Below are 18,303 nucleotides of genomic sequence, written 5' to 3'. Positions count from 1 at the left end.
CGTCATTTATCAGTGAATTCAGATGATTATGTTAAGCTTTTCTACCTGATTTTGCACGAATACAAAGCATTCCTGCAATTAATACCAAACCTAGCCCTACTGCATAAGCAATAACAAAAGGATCGTGAAATATAACGACTAACCAAATCATTGAAAGCACAGGCGAAAGGAAAACAACAGAAGCTATTTTAGTCGACTCACCACTGTTCATGGCTTTAAACCATAAAATATAAGAGACACCGTTGATTAATACACCATTTAAAATGACAGGGAGCCAAGATGGAGCATCTGGTAGTTTAAACTCACTAAACATCCACATTAGGATCAATGAAATCAGTGTTGAAAAAACAAACAACCATACCGTACTCATGTAAGCATCGAGTGAGAATTGTTTGGAAAGTACAGACATTAGTGCAAAACAAAAGGCACCAGCAAAAACGAGTAATAAGGCTTGAGGATTATCGACAGCAATTGATGTAATATTTCCTTTGGTGAAGGTGATAATAACGGCAATAAAACCTAAAATAACCCCAATGATTTGCCCTAAAGTCAGCCTATCTTTCAGTAAAATAACCGATAATCCAATAATTAATAATGGCCAACTATACTGTATCACCAATACCGCAATGCCATTCTCTAATGTGTAACCGTAATAGAGCAATAAATAGAATAGACAATCTAACCCACCAAGAATAAACACTTTCCAATAGGTCGAGTTAGACAAAATAAATAATTGTGTTGGCGTTTTCTTCATAAAAAGTGCAGTGAGAATAACTGCAATCATTGAGAAAATATTGGACCAGAATAAAAATTGAAAACTGTCTAAAGAAGCTTGCCCTATGCGAGAAACAACGGGAATAAAACTCCAAATCAACACACATAATAATGCGTAGATAAGAGATCTTATGGTAATTGAAAATGGCATATAAAAACCAAAATAGTTAATTTGTTGTTAAAATTGTATTTTTGATAATAAAGCGTTTAAACAAAAAAGACAGTAAAGAATAGAAGTAAGAGATAAATAAAAAATCAGCAGAATAGTGATTATTCTGCTTTATATTAAAAATAGCGTTAGGCAGTAAAACCACCATCTACTAAATAAGAAGCTCCAGTAACAAACGAGGCGGCATCACTAGCCAAAAACACCACAACATTAGCGACTTCTTCTGGTGTACCGAGACGACCAATAGGATGTAGTGTCGCTAGCTTTTGCTTATCTAGCTCACGACCATCTAATAAAGGTGTATCGATATACCCCGGACAAACCGCATTAACACGAATGCCTTTGCTTGCATAATCAATAGCAAGTGTTTGTGTCAATAATTTAACACCGCCTTTTGATGCACAATAGGCAGGAAATTCATGTTGACCAACAAAGGAACAAATCGAACTACAATTAACAATCGCACCTGATAATTGATTTTTCAGCCAATATTGAATTGCTGCACGATTAATCAGAAAGAGTCCATTAAGGTTAACATCTAATACTCCTTTCCATTTTTCATACTCTAATTTATCTGCGATGTTATCAGTTAAAACACCAGCATTAGCAAAGATGAAATCCAATCGTCCATATTTATTTACGACATAATCAATAAGTTGTTCGTTCTCTTTTTCGCTTTTCACATCCATTTGTATAAATTCACCTAAAAGCCCTTTCTCTTTTAGGTATTTTTCTGCTTTTTGCCCTCGAGCTAAATTACTGCCAGTGATAACAACTGATGCACCTAAGGATAAAAATTTTTCCGCAGAAGCTAAACCAATACCACTATTACCGCCTGTAATAATTCCAACTTTACCATTAAACGATATCATCGCTTTTTCCTCATAAAAGAAGTAAATGACTCTATAAAATAATAGATACGACTTATTATTCTTTTAGTGAAAAAGTAAATTAATATTGTTTTTGAGATCGACTTAACACATTGATATATAATACATTACAGTTAATATCACTTAATTTTATTGTCTTAGGAAGAGATAGTTCTAGGGATAAAAAAAACCTCATGTTATCAACATGAGGCTCTCTTTTATTTTTAAATAGCATCACACTATCAGCAGTAACCGTATTCCATTAAACGTTGGTAACGACGGTTTGTTAACTCTTCAGAGTCAAATGCATCTAACTCTTCTAAATCAGATTTAATTTGTGCTTTTAAAGACGCTGCAATTTCATCATGGTGACGATGTGCGCCACCTAAAGGCTCAGGAATAACCGTATCAATTAACTTAAGCTCTTTTAAACGGTTTGCAGTGATGCCCATCGCTTCAGCAGCTAATGGTGCTTTGTCTGCACTTTTCCAAAGGATAGATGCGCAACCTTCTGGTGAAATAACAGAATAAGTGCTGTATTGCAGCATATTCACTTTGTCGCCAACACCAATGGCTAACGCACCACCAGAACCACCTTCACCAATAACAGTACAGATGATTGGCACACCAAAGCCTGACATTTCACGTAAGTTACGTGCGATTGCTTCTGATTGACCACGCTCTTCTGCACCCACTCCCGGATAAGCACCCGGAGTATCAATAAAGGTGATAATAGGAAGATTAAAACGTTGTGCCATTTCCATTAAACGAAGCGCTTTACGATAGCCTTCCGGCGCTGGCATACCAAAATTACGGCGGATTTTCTCTTTTGTTTCGCGTCCTTTCTGATGCCCAATAACCATAACAGGACGACCATCTAAACGCGCGATACCACCAACAATAGCTTTATCATCAGCATAAGCACGATCGCCTGCTAATTCTTGGAAGTCAGTAAAGATACGATGAATATAATCCAGTGTGTAAGGTCTTAATGGATGACGTGCAAGTTGTGCAACTTGCCATGCACCAAGATCAGAAAAAATCTTACGCGTTAGCTCTAGGCTTTTTTCTCTTAAGCGTGAAACTTCTTCATCGATATTAATATCAATTTTTTCATCATGTTGGCTAACTGCGGTTAGCGAATCAATTTTCGCTTCTAACTCGGCAATTGGCTGTTCAAAATCCAGAAAATTAAGACTCATAACATTCCTATTTTAGTCAAATTCTAATTCTACCTGCTCATTACCCAGCAGAGTTCGCAGATCCGTTAAAAGCATATCTGTTGGCGTTACACGCCAAGTCGCACCAAATCGTAAACGTGCACAGGCATCATGCTTTTCAAAATAAAGGTGAACCGGTATCGTGCCTGAACGATGAGGTTCTAAAACGTCGCGAAGACGATTTAATAATTGCTCATTAATTTGCCTGTCCGATAATGAGATAGCAAGTCCTCGTGCATATTTTTCACGGGCTTCGTTGATATCCATAAGTTCGCGGACTGTCATTTTAAGCCCACCATTGAAATCATCAAAGCTGACCTGCCCAGTAGCAATTAAAATCTTGTCTTGTTCTAATAAATGTTGGTATTTATCCAATGCATCAGAAAATAACATAATTTCTAAGCGACCTGAACGATCATCTAAGGTACAAACGCCGATCCGATTTCCACGTTTCGTTGTAAACACTTTAGAAGCAAGTACTAAGCCTGCTACCTTCACCATTTGACCACGAGGTGTTGGTACTAAATCTTTTAGACGTGTTCCTGCCGCATATCGTTCAATTTCTTTTAAATAACGAGTGATCGGATGACCTGTTAAATATAAACCTAAAGTCTCTCGCTCACCTTCTAAAACGACTTGATCTGGCCATTTAGGGATATTGGCATAAGAGCGCTCAACTTGTTCAGGAGCTTCAGCTAACACACCGAACATGTCCGATTGCCCTATTGCTTCAGCTTTAGCATGTTGATCTGCAGCTTTTAATGCATCTTCTAATGAAGACATCAAAGCAGCACGATGAGGCCCCAGTTTGTCGAATGCGCCTGACATTATCAGTTTTTCCATCACTCGGCGATTCAATTTTTTCGTTTCTGTTCTAGCACAGAGATCAAAAATATCTTTAAAGTGGCCGCCTTGCTGACGCGCTTCTACAATTGCTTCAATCGGGCCTTCACCCACACCTTTAATGGCACCAATACCATAAACGATTTCGCCTTCATCATTTACGTGGAAATGATAAAGACCGCTATTAATATCAGGAGGAAGAACCTTTAAGCCCATTCTCCAACATTCATCAACCAATCCCACTACTTTTTCAGTGTTATCCATATCTGCCGTCATTACAGCAGCCATAAATTCAGCTGGATAGTGGGCTTTTAACCATAATGTTTGATAAGAAACTAATGCATACGCTGCTGAGTGTGATTTGTTAAATCCATAACCGGCAAATTTCTCCACCAAGTCAAAGATCCTCATAGCAAGCTCACCATCGACGCCGTTTTTGATAGCACCATCTTCAAAAACAGAACGTTGCTTTGCCATCTCTTCAGGCTTTTTCTTACCCATTGCGCGTCGTAACATATCCGCGCCACCTAATGTATATCCCGCAAGAACCTGTGCGATTTGCATAACTTGTTCTTGATATAAGATAACACCATAGGTTGGTTCTAGAACGGGCTGTAAACTTTCATGTTGCCACTTAACATCAGGATATGAAATCTCTTCAACACCATGTTTACGGTCGATAAAGTTATCCACCATGCCTGACTGTAATGGCCCCGGACGAAATAGGGCAACAAGTGCAATCATATCTTCAAAACAGTCAGGACGTAGACGTTTGATAAGATCTTTCATACCGCGAGATTCCAACTGGAATACCGCAGTTGTTTCTGAACGCTGTAACATATCAAAGCTACGCTGATCCGTTAATGGGATCGCCGCAATATCAACAGGTTCGAGTGACTTTTTAGCACGCCGGGCATTAATCATCTCTAATGCCCAGTTAATAATGGTTAGTGTTCTTAAACCTAAGAAGTCAAATTTAACAAGACCAGCATATTCAACGTCGTTCTTATCAAATTGTGTAACGGGGTTATTTCCCTCGGCATCACAATAAAGTGGCGCAAAATCGGTAATTTTTGTTGGTGAAATAACGACACCACCAGCATGTTTACCCGCATTACGTGTTACCCCTTCTAATTTACGAGCCATATCAATAAGAGATTTAACCTCTTCATCGGCTTCATAAATTTCAGGTAATTGAGGTTCGGCAGCAAACGCTTTTTCTAGCGTCATACCCGGATCAGGAGGGACAAGTTTTGAAATTCTATCAACAAAACCGTAAGGGTGCCCTAAAACACGACCAACATCTCGAATAACCGCTTTCGCCGCCATCGTACCAAATGTAATGATCTGAGATACTGCATCTCGACCGTACATTTCAGCAACGTGATCGATAACTCTATCGCGTTTTTCCATACAGAAATCGACGTCAAAGTCAGGCATCGAAACACGTTCAGGGTTAAGGAAACGTTCGAAAAGTAAGTCAAACTCAAGAGGATCGAGATCCGTGATTTTCAGTGAGTAAGCCACTAGTGAACCGGCACCAGAACCTCGTCCAGGACCAACAGGAACACCATTATCTTTAGACCACTGAATAAACTCCATCACGATAAGGAAGTAACCAGGGAATCCCATCTGGTTAATCACTTTCAGCTCGATATCAAGACGCTCATCATATTCAGGACGTCTTTTTTGTCGCTCTTCAGGATCTGGAAATAAAAAAGCTAAACGCTCTTCCAAACCTTCTTGTGATTTTTTGACGAGGAAATCTTCTGTACTCATATCCCCAGTTGGGAATTGTGGAAGGAAGTATTCCCCTAAGCGGATCGTGACATTACAGCGTTTAGCGATTTCAACACTGTTTTCTAATGCTTCGGGTATGTCAGCAAATAATTCACACATTTCTTCTTCTGTGCGCATATATTGCTGAGGGCTATAGTTCTTAGGACGCTTAGGATCAGATAATGTAAAACCATCATGAATTGCGACACGAATTTCGTGCGCATCAAAATCATCACTATCAAGAAAACAGACGTCATTGGTTGCAACAACAGGTAAACCTTTTTCAGAAGCCAGTGCAACGGCTTCATGAAGATAAGTTTCCTCATCAGTACGACCTGTACGGATCAGTTCTAGATAATAACTATCAGGGAAATGAGTTTGATAATACTCAAGGCATTGCTCGACTAAAGCTCGATTACCACGAAGTAGGAACTTACCCACATCCCCCATTCTACCGCCTGAAAGTAACAAGAGCCCTTCTTTATAGGTTGTTAACCACTCTTGTTTAATCGTCGGTCCAGCAGCGCTGTAGCCGTGTTTGTAAGCTTCTGAAATCAGTAAAGTGAGGTTTTGGTATCCTACATTATTGCGTGCAAGAATAGTGAGATGAGCATATTCATCACCTAATAATTCTGTTTCAAGGTAAACATCTGCACCAATGATAGGTTTAATGCCTGCACCATGTGCAGCACCATAAAATTTCACTAGCCCACACAAGTTAGTGAAATCAGTAATCGCAAAAGCTGGCATTCCCAGCGAAGCCACTTTCTTCACAAGAGGCCCTGTTTTTGCCAATCCATCGATCATTGAATAATCGCTGTGTACCCTAAGATGGATAAAACGAGGATCTGCCATAGTGTTTAATTACTCTGTGGATTACTTTAAATTTAAAGCACGTTTTACAGGCGCAAAACTTTTTCGATGATAGGGTGTTGCCCCTAATAAGGCTAGTTTTTCCATATGGAAAACAGTTGGATACCCTTTATGTTTAGCAAAACCATAATCAGGGTAAAGCTTATCTAACTCTTCCATTTCTCTATCACGAGTCACTTTAGCAAGTATAGAAGCCGCACTAATTTCTTGAACTAAACTATCACCTTTTATAACCGCTTGAGAGGCCATAGGTAATTTAGGGCAACGGTTACCATCAATTAAAACCATATCAGGTGTTATTGATAATCCGGCAACAGCACGTTCCATTGCTTTCATAGTTGCCCAAAGGATATTTAATTCATCAATTTCTTCAGGCTCTGCACGACCTATCGCCCAACATAATGCTTTTTCTTTTATTTCGTCATAAAGGGCATTACGCTTTTTTTCTGTTAGCTTTTTGGAGTCTGTTAACCCTTCAATTGGATTTGCCGGATCAAGAATAACGGCAGCAGTAACCACTGCCCCCACTAATGGACCTCGACCAACTTCATCAACTCCAGCAATAAGATTTGCTTTTGGATATACAAATTCCATTATTTCTCTACCAATTCTAATACTGCATTTGCTGCTTGCTCATCCGCATTACAACGAATGGCGCTATGTAGCTGTAAAAATATCTCTTTTAATTGACGTACTTTTTCTTCATCAGTCAAAAGAGGTAAAAGCTGTTGTGCTAATGCCGAAGGTTCGCACTCTTCTTGCAATAATTCTTTGATAATTTCTCGACCCGCTAACAAGTTAGGTAACGAGACATAAGGCGTTTTAACTAATCGTTTTGCTAACCAGAAAGTAAATGGTTTCATGCGATAGCCAACAACCATTGGGCATTTCGTGAGCATACATTCTAATGCAGCTGTACCTGATGCTAACAAAGTCGCATCACTCGCAGTCATTGCTTCTCTTGCTTGTCCATCAAGAAGTTGTATCTCAAGTTCTGGCGCCACATTTTGATGTATCTGTTCAAATTGGGCTCGACGCTTAGCATTAACTAATGGCACAACAATATGAAGAGAGGGAATTTGCTGTTTTAGTAACTGTGCTGTTTTTATAAAATCAGCACTTAGCATCTCAACTTCAGCATGACGACTACCAGGAAGAAGTGCTAAACAAGGAGTTTCTTCAGATATCCCTAAATGTTCACGAGCAGCCTTTTTGTCTGGGTTTAAGGCGATGGCATCAGCCATTGTATGGCCAATAAAACGACAAGGAACCTGATACTTATCATAAAACGCTTTTTCAAAAGGCAGAAAAGCTAAGACAAGATCTGTCGCTTTACCAATTTTGAAAACACGTTTTTGACGCCAAGCCCACACAGAGGGACTGACATAGTGGATAGTTTTGATCCCTTTTTGCTTTAAACGACCTTCAAGGGTGATATTAAAATCAGGTGCATCGATCCCCACGAAAACATCAGGCTTTAATTCTGAGAATCGTTGAGTGAGATCTTTTCTGATCTTTAATAAGCGAGGTAATCGTTCAAGAACTTCAACGATCCCCATGACGGCAAGCTCTTCCATTTCATACCAAGCTTCACAACCTTCAGCTTGCATAAGAGGTCCAGCAACACCGACAAAGCGGACATTGGGATGCATTTGTTTTAGAGCGCGGATTAATCCCGCGCCCAAGATATCACCGGACGTTTCACCAGCAACTAAGCCGATAACTAACGGACGCTGAGCAGTAGATAATTGGCCTGACAAGGTCATATCCTAATTAGCGAATGATACCGCGGTTAGATTTTGCTGAGTTTTCCAGAAAATCACTGAACAATTTGACATGCGGATTATTATTATCAGCAACCAATTGTCCAATTTCTTCACGCGCTTCTTCCAGTGTTTTACCATTACGATAGAGCACTTTGTAAGCATTACGGATTGCATGAAGATCTTCTTTAGCAAAACCTCTGCGCTTTAATCCTTCAATATTCAGCCCATAAGGGGTTGCGTGGTTTCCTTGTGCAATAACAAAAGGAGGTACATCTTGTGCCACACCTGAACATCCACCGACCATCACGTGAGAGCCAATTTGGCAAAACTGATGAACTGCACTCATACCACCGATAATCACAAAATCACCTAACGTGACGTGACCACCCAGAGTGCCGTTATTTGCAATAATACAACGATCGCCAATGATACAATCATGTGCGACGTGGGTATTAATCATCAGTAAGTTATCGTTACCAATTTTTGTGATATTACCACCTTGGGTTGTTCCACGATGGATAGTCACACTTTCACGAATAAGGTTTCGATCACCAATAATCACTTGCGTTGGTTCACCTCGATATTTCAGATCCTGATTAACTTCACCAATAGAAGTAAATTGATAGATCTGATTATCTCGACCAATGCGTGTGTGCCCATTGATAACAACGTGAGATTTGATGTCAGTTCCTTCACCAATCTCAACATTAGCACCAATGACACAAAAAGGGCCAATGCGAACATTAGCACCAATTACCGCACCCTCTTCAATAATTGAGGAAGGGTGAATTACTGCGGATTTATCTATCATAGGCTAGACCTCACGGCGGCGAGCACACATCATTTCAGCTTCGCAAGCAATTTCCCCATCAACTTTAGCGACGCCTTTAAAGCGAGCAACACCACGACGTTCTTTAATGAATTCTACCTCTAGGATCATTTGATCCCCAGGTAAGACAGGACGTTTAAAGCGAGCACCGTCAATAGCAGCAAAATAGTAGAGTTCACCAGGTTCCAGCTTTCCTACGCTTTTGAATGCTAAAATACCCGTTGCCTGTGCCATGGCTTCTAGGATCAGTACGCCCGGGAAAATTGGTTTTCCTGGAAAGTGACCTTGAAAGAAAGGCTCATTAAAAGATACATTTTTTACTGCTCTTAGAAATTTCTTTTCTTCAAAATCAAGGACACGATCAACCAATAAGAATGGGTAACGGTGTGGAAGTAAATCTAAAATTTCTTCGATTTGCAGAGTATGATTCTCACTCATTGCAATACTCTTCCTGTCTAATAAAACTGAGTCTAATTAATAATGACACGACCTGCTGTGACTCAAAAAGTGAGTTAACCCGCAGGTCGCAAAATGGGTAACATTCGTCAATGACGTATATTGTTACTTGTCGCTACTTTCTACTTGACGTTCAAGCGACTTGAGCCTTTTTTGCATTTCATCAATTCGCAACACAAGTGCTGCGGTTTTACGCCATGCTTTATTCGATTGCAGCGGAATTCCTGAAGAATAAACACCCGGCTCAGTGATAGGACGCATTACCATTCCCATACCTGTTACCGTGACTTTATCACAGATTTCCATATGACCATTGATAACACTTGCTCCACCAATCATACAATAGCGACCTATTTTCAGGCTGCCCGCCATGATGACACCACCAGCAACAGCGGTATTATCACCAATAATGACGTTATGTGCGATTTGGCACTGGTTATCAATGATAACACCATTACCGATAACTGTGTTATCTAATGCGCCTCGGTCGATTGTAGTACATGCACCGATTTCAACGCGATCACCAATCACCACTGAACCTAATTGTGGAATTTTAATCCAATTACCACGTTCATTAGCATACCCAAAACCATCTGAACCAATCACAGTACCTGATTGAACCAGACAATCTTTACCAATGATAACTTCATGATAAACGGATACATTTGCCCATAAACGGCTATTATCGCCAATATGTGCTTTTTTACCCACAAAACAACCGGCACCAATCACGACATTATCACCAAGGATAACATCAGATTCGATAACGGCATTTGCACCCACTGATACATTCTTTCCTAACTTAGCGTCAGGAGAAATAACAGCGCTTGGGTGAATATCCTCTGCTGGCTGCGGTGTTGTATCCATAATCTGTGCCATTTGAGCATAGGCAAGATAAGGGTTTTTCACCACAAGTGCGGCTACGGGACAAAATGGAAGATCAGCCTCTGTTAATACAACGGCAGCAGCCTGACATTCACTTAATTTTTCACGATAGCGACTATCAGAAAGAAATGTAATTTGTTCGCTATTTGCTAGGCTCATTGAAGCAAGACCGGCGATAGTGATATCACCATCGCCGTGTAACTGTGCATTCAACTGCTGAGCAAGATCAGCTAATCGAATTGAAAACATCTATTATTTAACCTGTTTTTGAACCTGAGCAGTAATATCTTTACCATCTGCGAAATAAGGTACAGTGTTAGCATCAAGGATCACATCATAGCCTTCTTTCTTCGCTACTGCATCAACAGCGTCTAATACACGTTTCATGATTTTGTTACGTTCTTCAGCTTGACGACGGCTAAAGTCTTGCTCAAAAGCTTGTGCTTTTTGTGCATATGCTTCACGTTTGGCAACCAGATCTTTCTCTGTATTTGCACGTTGTGTTGCATTCATAGTTGGTGCATCTTTTTGATATTTCTCAACAGCGGTCTGTAGTGCTTTACCTAAGTTCTGCAATTCAGTGTCACGTGATTTGAATTCATTTTCCAATTGTTTCTCTACCGCATCACGGTTAGGAATTTGTTGGAGAACTTGACCGATGTTCACAACACCTACTTTATCTGCGGCTTGAACACCTGCTGACATGGTCAATGCCATTCCTAGGGCAGCGGCACATAACAATTTTTTCACGATTAAACTCCTTAAAACCAAAAATAATTTTTTGTCAGAAATCGGATGCCTTTTTCAGCATTGTGAATCAGGCATCAACTTTACTTACATCGCTACCACGTTCTACCAATATTAAACTGGAATTGCTCTGATTTATCGCCTTCGTAATCTTTTATTGGCTTAGCATAAGAGAATACTAACGGACCTAAAGGAGATAACCATTGTAACGCAACACCTGTTGAAACACGTACATCACTTGCACGACTATAATCTGGCATACCTGCTGTCCAAGCTGAGTTAGTGCTACTCCAGTTGGTATCCCATACTGTACCTGCATCAACAAACAGAGATGTTCTGACTGAAGATGAGTATTTATCATCTACAAATGGCGTTGGTGTAATCAGCTCAAAACTTGCCACAGCCATTGCGTTACCACCGATAGCATCGCTAGATGGCTCACCCGGTTTTGGTGTTACAGTACCGTCTGCATTTTTCTGCAGATAAATCGCTTTAGGACCGATATTATTTGAACGGAAACCACGAACTGTACCAGAACCACCTGCATAGAAGTTTTCATAGAATGGTAATTCTTTACCACCTAAACCATCACCGTAGCCTAAACGACCTTTAAATAGCGTTACCCAAGATTCTTTTTCATCAATTGGATAATACGCCATACCGTCCCAAGTCACTTTATAGTACTTGTTGTCAGAGCCCGGTACAGTCACACGTCCACTTAAGTTACTTCTCACACCTGAGGTAGGGAAGAAACCTTTATTTAAGTTATTGAATGTCCAACCCAGGCTGACAGTATAATCATCAGCATTAAACGATTCACGTTTATCAAAGCCTGGGTTTTCACCCATACTTTCAAGATAACGCCACATTGCAACCTGAGGTTCCATACGTGACAGACCATTGTGAGTATAGCCTAAGCCAAGACGTGCTGAGTTATATTCATTAATTGGGAAGCCTAGCGTACCATCTACACCATAAGATTTATTGGTATAACCTGATAAATCAGCATCATTAGCACGGAAGTCGTTATAGAAAATACGACCACCTAAACTCACACCATTAACAGTAAAGTATGGGTCAGTAACAGATAATTCTGCGTAAGTTGAGTAATCATTTTTACTCGCATTAATAGCGACTGCGTTACCTGTACCTAACCAGTTATCTTGAGTAACACCCACTTGGAAGCTCACACCACTTTCAGTACCGAAACCGACACCAAAGTTAAGAGAACCCGTGTTACGCTCTTTTACGCGATAAACGATATCAACCTGATCAGGAGAACCTGGAATACGCTGAGTTTCTGTTTCAACCGTTTCGAAATAACCTAAACGATTTAAACGCTCTTTACCTTGTTCAACTAAATCACTGCCTAACCACGCACCTTCCATTTGACGCATTTCACGGCGTAAAACGGAGTCTTTAGTGATGTCATTACCCGCAAAACGTACTTGGCGAACATAGAAACGGTTTCCTGCATCCACGTTTACATGCAGTTTCACGGTTTTATTTTCATCATTAATTTCAGGGTTTGTCATAACGCGAGGATAAGCATATCCATAACGACCTAACAGATTTTTAATATCATTTTCTGTTTTAGTTACTTGCGCACCATTATAAAGAGAGCCCGGTGCAATTTCGATAAGCTCTTCAATTTGTTTAGTATAGCCCGCCGTATTACCATTGATTTCAGTATTTTCTACTGTGTATTTGTCACCTTCTTTCAGGTTAATGGTAATGTAAATTCCTTTTTTGTCTGGCGTTAAACTGACATTCGTCGATTCAATATCAAAACGTGCATAACCACGATCAAGATAGAAGCTTCTTAATGTCTCTAAGTCGCCAGCCAGTTTTTGCTTCTGATATTTTTCATCAGCCGCTAAGTTCCACCAAGGAACATCGTCACGTAATTGGAAGCGGTTAACGAGCTCAGCAGTAGAAAACGCTTTATTACCAACAATGTTGATTTGCTGAATAGTTGCTGAAACACCCTCTGCAAACACGAGTTTTAAGTCAACACGGTTACGAGGAAGAGGTGTAACAACCACTTTTACAGTTGCATTATATTTACCAACACTATAATAGAAATCTTCAAGCCCTTTCTCGATATTCGCTAGCATTGTACGGTCGAGTGTTTCGCCGATACGAATGTTAGAAGCATCAAGGTTCTGTTTTAGCATCTCTTCCTTGATTGCTTTATTACCAGAGAAAGTAATGCTGGCAATAGTTGGACGCTCTTTTACTTGAACAATCAGAGTATTTCCGTCACGCAGGACACGAACATCATCAAAGTTTCCTGTCGCAAATAATGAACGGATAGTTCGGCTGATATCATCATTACCGACCGAGTCTCCAACCCGGACAGGCATGTTCAGTAATGCTGCACCAACGGCGACGCGTTGAAGACCTTCAAATTGAATGTCCTGAACTACGAATCCGTCTGAACCGTATGCAGTGGCGCTGCCCAGCAGCAGCGACGCTATAAGCAACTTTTTCATCGCCATCGTTGTTTTGTGTTTTCCTAACCGGTCTCTGCTTACCAATTATAAGCGAGAGAAATCATTGAAAAGTGCAAGTCCCATTAAAAGCATCAGTGCCATAATACCAATACGATAACAGAAATCTTGTACACGCTCAGATACCGGCCCTCCCTTTATCTTCTCGATAACCAGGAAAAGCAGGTGCCCGCCATCTAAGACAGGCAGGGGAAACAAGTTAATGATCCCCAAATTGACACTGATAAGCGCCATAAACATCAAATAATAAATAAAACCAGAATCAGCGGACATTCCAGCGCCTTTCGCGATAGAAACTGGTCCACTAAGGTTAGTTAATTTGACGTCACCTACGACTAACTTGCCAATCATTTTGACAGTTAAACCCATCAACTGCCATGTTTTATCAGATGCTTCATAGAGCGCCGAAAATGGGTTGTATTGTTGCATTATCAAATATTGCTCATCAGGAGGTAATATTTGTAATTGCGCACCAACTTGCCCTATTTCAGTGCCATCTTTCAGTGCAACAGCTGTCGGTGTAACATTCAGCATCAACGACGAGCCGTTACGTTCAACAAGAAGCTCCAAGGCTTTATTTGGACTTTGTCGAACGAAATAAGTAAATGGATGCCATGTATCAATTGGCTGACCATCAACTTTAACGATACGATCCCCTGCCTGTAAACCCGCTTTTTCAGCAGCAGAACCTACCGTAACCTCAATAATTTTTGAGTCTAATCGCGCGCCAACAGGCATTATTCCTAGGGACAAGATAGGATCTTGTTTTTCAGGATCAAAACTCCACTGTTGTAAATTCAGTATATTCTCACTCTCAGAAAGAGAATTAGGATCTGAAACAACGAATGAAACCTCTTTGGCGCCAATTTTACTGACTAATGCTAAACGAACTGCATTCTGATCAGGCGTTTCGATACCTGCAACGGATTTTAGTTCCATCCCAGGCGTTAATTTTGCTTGTTCTGCGATAGAATTCGGACGAATGTCTGCAATTATAGGTTTTAATGCAGGAACACCTATCATAAAAACTATCCAATAGGCGACTATTGCTAACAAAAAGTTGGCAATAGGTCCCGCAGCAACAACCGCAGCACGTTGACCAACTGTTTTATTATTAAATGCAAGATGACGGCGCTCAGGTGCAACCTCAGCGACTCTCTCATCTAACATTTTTACATAGCCACCCAAAGGTATCCATGCGATAACAAATTCAGTACCATGTTTATCTGTTTTTCGCCAAATTGCTTTTCCAAAACCAATAGAAAAACGCTCGACATAGATACCACAGCGCCTAGCTACCCAAAAATGCCCAAACTCATGTACCGTAATTAGAATACCTAAAACGATAATAAACGCGGCAAGATTCCACAGGATACCCATTACTTACCTTTATAGTTTAAAGCCAGAAGAAATCAGAAAAACCAATCCTGCAAAGACTGGGATAGCCGCAGTCAAACTATCAATTCTATCAAGCACACCACCATGCCCCGGTATCAATTGGCTACTGTCTTTAATGCCTGAAACACGTTTAAACATGCTTTCTGCTAGATCACCAAATACCGACACAATGACAACAACGCCAGATATTAATAACAAGTTATTAGGTACTTCAGTCACAGGTGCAAAATAAGTAAATAACCACGATGCAACACCTGCCGTAATCAACCCACCAACTAACCCTTCAAGGGTTTTACCCGGTGATACTTTAGGCGCCATTTTATGTTTACCCATTAGGCGTCCGAAAGCGTAGGCACCAGAGTCAGCAGCCCAAACTAATAACATGACATACAATAACCACCATGCGCCCGTATAAGTGTCGGTGTTATAACCCAACATACGCAGCGCCATCATGCCACAATAAAAGGGAACAATCGTCAATATACCGAACAATAGCTTAATAAAAACTGAATTTTTCCACATATTGGCTGAATTCGGATAACTTACAACTAATAAAATTGCTGCCATCCACCAAATTAAACCCGCCCACAAACCATTTTTTATCATTGGAGTATCGAGTAGGTGGTCAAAATTAGGCAAAGAAAACTGCATAACGAGTAACAATGCAGCAAAGCCGATCCCTGTCGCAATACGTTTACCTTGAGAATGCCAGCCAATAAATTGTGCCCATTCCCAACCCGCTAAGCCTGATATTGCGATAATAACTAATCCAAAACCTGCTGGAGGAAGTAGAAATAGTGCAGCAATAACAATAGGGATTAAAATTAATGCAGTGATGACACGATACTTAAGCAAGTTATCCTCCCAGATTTATAGTATCTGTTTCTGATGTAGTACCACCGAAACGTCTTTCCCGTTTAGCAAAAGCATCTAGTGCATTCTGAAAAACTTGTTCATCAAAATCAGGCCATAAAACCTGTGTAAAATAAAGCTCAGCATAAGCAATCTGCCAAATAAGAAAATTACTTATACGATGCTCACCACCTGTTCGAATAACAAGATCGACGCCAGGCTGATTATGCAAGCAAAGATGTGAAGATATTGCATTTTCATTGATATCTTCGAGATTAATTTCCCCTTTTGCGAGGGATGTCGCTAATTGTTTTACACTTTGAGTAATATCCCATCGACCGCCATAATTAGCTGCAATATTTAAATTAAGCCCTGTATTATTTGCAGTGAGTGCCACAGAACTTTTAATTCGGTCTTGTAAACGGCGGCTAAAACGGCTGATATCACCAATGACAGTCAATTTAACATTATGTTTATGTAGGCTCTTTACTTCGTTATCTAAAGCAAAAACAAATAATTCCATGAGGGAACTCACTTCCTGCTCTGGTCTATTCCAGTTTTCGCTACTAAATGCATATAACGTTAGTGATTCAATTTTGTGTTTTACGGAAAAGCTAACCGCATCCCGAACTGCTTTAATTCCCGCGCGATGCCCCGTTACTCGGAGTTTCCCTTGCTTTTTAGCCCAACGCCCATTGCCATCCATAATGATAGCAACATGCTTTGGTTTTGATGCGGATGAATCGTCACTGGATAAGTTCACTCAATTTAACCCTTTGCTAATCTGATACTGATACAGACAGTCCTCTTCGGATAACCTATGCACAAAAAAAAACCGTGTCACCCACGGCCTTTGGCAAAGCCTCAAAGTTGCTAAAGCAATAGCCTTAGTAATGAACTGTTAATTTTCATTATTGTCTTTAGTGATTCGGCAACTATACCATTAGCCAGAAAGACGAACAAACACCCTATATTAAATATAATCACCATTATACAAATTGAGTGATTATCTGATGAGTTTCTAATCTCGCTAATTTATCAATTTCTAGGACATCATTAATACTTTGAGGCTCTGATAGGTCAAAATGTTCAACAACTTTGCGATTAATTTTAGCAATATCAGTAAACTTCACTTTTTCGTGTAAAAATGCATCAACAACAACTTCATTAGCCGCATTTAACACTGTTGTTGCCGCTTGCCCACGTTTTGACGCTTCAATAGCAAGCGCTAAACAAGGGTAACGTTGATAGTCAGGGCGAATAAACTCTAGAGATTGAATCTCAAAGAAATCTAATGCTTTTGCACCGGATTGAGTACGATGAGGATAAGCCATTGAGTACGCAATTGGCGTTCTCATATCGGGTTCACCAATTTGAGCGATAATACTGCCATCACGATAACGAACCATTGAATGAATAACAGATTGTGGATGAATGATTACTTCCATTTCTTCTTCAGAAGCATTGAAGAAATAACGAGCTTCAATATACTCAAGCCCTTTATTCATCATTGTTGCAGAATCAACTGAAATTTTACGTCCCATAGACCAATTTGGATGCGCGCACGCTTGATCTGGTGTCATTGCTTCCAGCTGTTCTAATGGTGTGTAGCGAAATGGTCCGCCAGAACCTGTTAACAGAATACTTGTCACACCCTCATCAGCTAAGGACGCATGACCTAGGTTTTCTTGAATTGCTTTAGGTAAGCTTTGATAAATTGCATTATGTTCGCTATCAATAGGTAAAATTGTCGCGCCATATTTAGCAACTGCATCAAAGAAAAGACGCCCACTGGTTATCAGTGATTCTTTATTTGCTAACAGAATTCTCTTGCCTTTTTCAATGGCCGCAAGTGTCGGTTTTAATCCTGCAACACCTGTTATAGCGGACATGACTTGATCAGCTTCATCAAGAGCTGCAATTTCATTGATCGAGTGAGACCCAGATAGAATTTCTGTTTTACAAGATGTATTAGCGAGTAGCTGTTTAAGCTGATTTGCACTTTTTTCATCAGACATCACAGCGTATTTAGGCTGGAAAGCAAGGCATTGTTGCGCCATTTTGTCTGCATTTTTTCCTGCGGCTAAAGCAAGAACCTGATACTCATCAGGATTATTTTCAATTACGGAAAGAGTGCTAGTTCCGATAGATCCTGTTGAGCCTAATATAGTTATTTGTTTCATTTATTAATCAATCAGTATGTCTACAACGTTTTAATTAAAGAGAATTATATCAGTATGACGAGGTAAATGAGGATTAAAGATGAAAACTTTAATAAATAATGTGACAAAAGAAGGTATTAAGCACGAATTTTCAAATAAATAGTTAAA

The 18,303-nt window shown here is 40.0% G+C and carries 15 protein-coding genes; all 15 read right to left on the bottom strand.

Features of this window, described 5'->3' with window-relative positions:
- Positions 1 to 31 precede the first annotated feature (31 nt).
- The gene (locus ABN236_RS08625; protein WP_349473807.1) at positions 32 to 925 is read right to left on the bottom strand and encodes a DMT family transporter; all 894 of its coding nucleotides are present in this window, start codon (positions 923 to 925) and stop codon (positions 32 to 34) included.
- 146 nt (positions 926 to 1,071) lie between these two features.
- A complete protein-coding gene (locus ABN236_RS08620) occupies positions 1,072 to 1,815 on the bottom strand; it encodes an SDR family NAD(P)-dependent oxidoreductase (RefSeq protein ID WP_194951123.1) in 744 nt (247 codons plus the stop codon).
- 239 nt (positions 1,816 to 2,054) lie between these two features.
- Positions 2,055 to 3,014, bottom strand: coding sequence for an acetyl-CoA carboxylase carboxyl transferase subunit alpha (gene accA, locus ABN236_RS08615; protein ID WP_349473806.1), 960 nt, complete (start codon positions 3,012 to 3,014; stop codon positions 2,055 to 2,057).
- A gap of 12 nt (positions 3,015 to 3,026) precedes the next feature.
- Positions 3,027 to 6,509, bottom strand: a complete 3,483-nt coding sequence (gene dnaE / locus ABN236_RS08610) for a DNA polymerase III subunit alpha (protein WP_349473805.1) — start codon at positions 6,507 to 6,509, stop codon at positions 3,027 to 3,029.
- A gap of 21 nt (positions 6,510 to 6,530) precedes the next feature.
- Positions 6,531 to 7,121 (bottom strand): ribonuclease HII, encoded by a 591-nt coding sequence (gene rnhB, locus ABN236_RS08605; RefSeq protein ID WP_006535883.1) that lies wholly within the window; start codon positions 7,119 to 7,121, stop codon positions 6,531 to 6,533.
- Positions 7,121 to 8,293, bottom strand: coding sequence for a lipid-A-disaccharide synthase (gene lpxB / locus ABN236_RS08600; protein ID WP_311755334.1), 1,173 nt, complete (start codon positions 8,291 to 8,293; stop codon positions 7,121 to 7,123). The genes rnhB and lpxB overlap by 1 nt, the downstream gene beginning before the upstream one ends.
- A gap of 7 nt (positions 8,294 to 8,300) precedes the next feature.
- A complete protein-coding gene (gene lpxA, locus ABN236_RS08595) occupies positions 8,301 to 9,104 on the bottom strand; it encodes an acyl-ACP--UDP-N-acetylglucosamine O-acyltransferase (protein WP_088494703.1) in 804 nt (267 codons plus the stop codon).
- A gap of 3 nt (positions 9,105 to 9,107) precedes the next feature.
- The gene (fabZ, locus tag ABN236_RS08590) at positions 9,108 to 9,560 is read right to left on the bottom strand and encodes a 3-hydroxyacyl-ACP dehydratase FabZ (protein ID WP_006535887.1); all 453 of its coding nucleotides are present in this window, start codon (positions 9,558 to 9,560) and stop codon (positions 9,108 to 9,110) included.
- Between the two features lie 123 nt (positions 9,561 to 9,683).
- Positions 9,684 to 10,712: a UDP-3-O-(3-hydroxymyristoyl)glucosamine N-acyltransferase gene (gene lpxD / locus ABN236_RS08585; RefSeq protein ID WP_088494702.1), complete on the bottom strand. Its 1,029-nt coding sequence runs from the start codon at positions 10,710 to 10,712 to the stop codon at positions 9,684 to 9,686.
- A 3-nt stretch (positions 10,713 to 10,715) separates the two neighbouring features.
- Positions 10,716 to 11,213 carry an OmpH family outer membrane protein gene (locus ABN236_RS08580; protein WP_036934019.1) on the bottom strand — a complete coding sequence of 166 codons (498 nt, stop codon included), beginning with the start codon at positions 11,211 to 11,213 and terminating at the stop codon, positions 10,716 to 10,718.
- Positions 11,214 to 11,305: 92 nt separating this feature from the next.
- On the bottom strand, positions 11,306 to 13,711 hold the full coding sequence (gene bamA, locus ABN236_RS08575) for an outer membrane protein assembly factor BamA (protein ID WP_349473804.1): 2,406 nt from the start codon (positions 13,709 to 13,711) through the stop codon (positions 11,306 to 11,308).
- 39 nt (positions 13,712 to 13,750) lie between these two features.
- Positions 13,751 to 15,103, bottom strand: a complete 1,353-nt coding sequence (gene rseP, locus ABN236_RS08570; RefSeq protein ID WP_194951127.1) for a sigma E protease regulator RseP — start codon at positions 15,101 to 15,103, stop codon at positions 13,751 to 13,753.
- 9 nt (positions 15,104 to 15,112) lie between these two features.
- Complete coding sequence (gene cdsA, locus ABN236_RS08565) at positions 15,113 to 15,976, bottom strand: phosphatidate cytidylyltransferase (protein ID WP_088494699.1); 864 nt, start codon at positions 15,974 to 15,976, stop codon at positions 15,113 to 15,115.
- 1 nt (position 15,977) lies between these two features.
- Positions 15,978 to 16,679, bottom strand: coding sequence for a polyprenyl diphosphate synthase (uppS, locus tag ABN236_RS08560; RefSeq protein ID WP_228766789.1), 702 nt, complete (start codon positions 16,677 to 16,679; stop codon positions 15,978 to 15,980).
- Between the two features lie 283 nt (positions 16,680 to 16,962).
- The gene (gene ispC / locus ABN236_RS08555) at positions 16,963 to 18,156 is read right to left on the bottom strand and encodes a 1-deoxy-D-xylulose-5-phosphate reductoisomerase (protein ID WP_349473803.1); all 1,194 of its coding nucleotides are present in this window, start codon (positions 18,154 to 18,156) and stop codon (positions 16,963 to 16,965) included.
- Positions 18,157 to 18,303 lie beyond the last annotated feature (147 nt).

The organism is Proteus sp. fly-1013, from assembly GCF_040140245.1.
In the GTDB taxonomy this organism is placed as follows: domain Bacteria; phylum Pseudomonadota; class Gammaproteobacteria; order Enterobacterales; family Enterobacteriaceae; genus Proteus; species Proteus mirabilis_B.
The sequence above is the reverse complement of the archived record's forward strand: the minus strand, read 5'-3'. Positions and strand labels throughout refer to the sequence as shown.

Bases quoted from the DNA above. Each gene is read 5' to 3' on its own strand.
- lpxD (WP_088494702.1), bottom strand. From the start codon at position 10,712: ATGTTTTCAATTCGATTAGCTGATCTTGCTCAGCAGTTGAATGCACAG.
- rnhB (WP_006535883.1), bottom strand. From the start codon at position 7,121: ATGGAATTTGTATATCCAAAAGCAAATCTTATTGCTGGAGTTGATGAA.
- accA (WP_349473806.1), bottom strand. From the start codon at position 3,014: ATGAGTCTTAATTTTCTGGATTTTGAACAGCCAATTGCCGAGTTAGAA.
- bamA (WP_349473804.1), bottom strand. From the start codon at position 13,711: ATGGCGATGAAAAAGTTGCTTATAGCGTCGCTGCTGCTGGGCAGCGCC.
- fabZ (WP_006535887.1), bottom strand. From the start codon at position 9,560: ATGAGTGAGAATCATACTCTGCAAATCGAAGAAATTTTAGATTTACTT.
- dnaE (WP_349473805.1), bottom strand. From the start codon at position 6,509: ATGGCAGATCCTCGTTTTATCCATCTTAGGGTACACAGCGATTATTCA.
- lpxB (WP_311755334.1), bottom strand. From the start codon at position 8,293: ATGACCTTGTCAGGCCAATTATCTACTGCTCAGCGTCCGTTAGTTATC.
- lpxA (WP_088494703.1), bottom strand. From the start codon at position 9,104: ATGATAGATAAATCCGCAGTAATTCACCCTTCCTCAATTATTGAAGAG.
- ispC (WP_349473803.1), bottom strand. From the start codon at position 18,156: ATGAAACAAATAACTATATTAGGCTCAACAGGATCTATCGGAACTAGC.
- ABN236_RS08620 (WP_194951123.1), bottom strand. From the start codon at position 1,815: ATGATATCGTTTAATGGTAAAGTTGGAATTATTACAGGCGGTAATAGT.
- uppS (WP_228766789.1), bottom strand. From the start codon at position 16,679: ATGGATGGCAATGGGCGTTGGGCTAAAAAGCAAGGGAAACTCCGAGTA.
- rseP (WP_194951127.1), bottom strand. From the start codon at position 15,103: ATGGGTATCCTGTGGAATCTTGCCGCGTTTATTATCGTTTTAGGTATT.
- ABN236_RS08625 (WP_349473807.1), bottom strand. From the start codon at position 925: ATGCCATTTTCAATTACCATAAGATCTCTTATCTACGCATTATTATGT.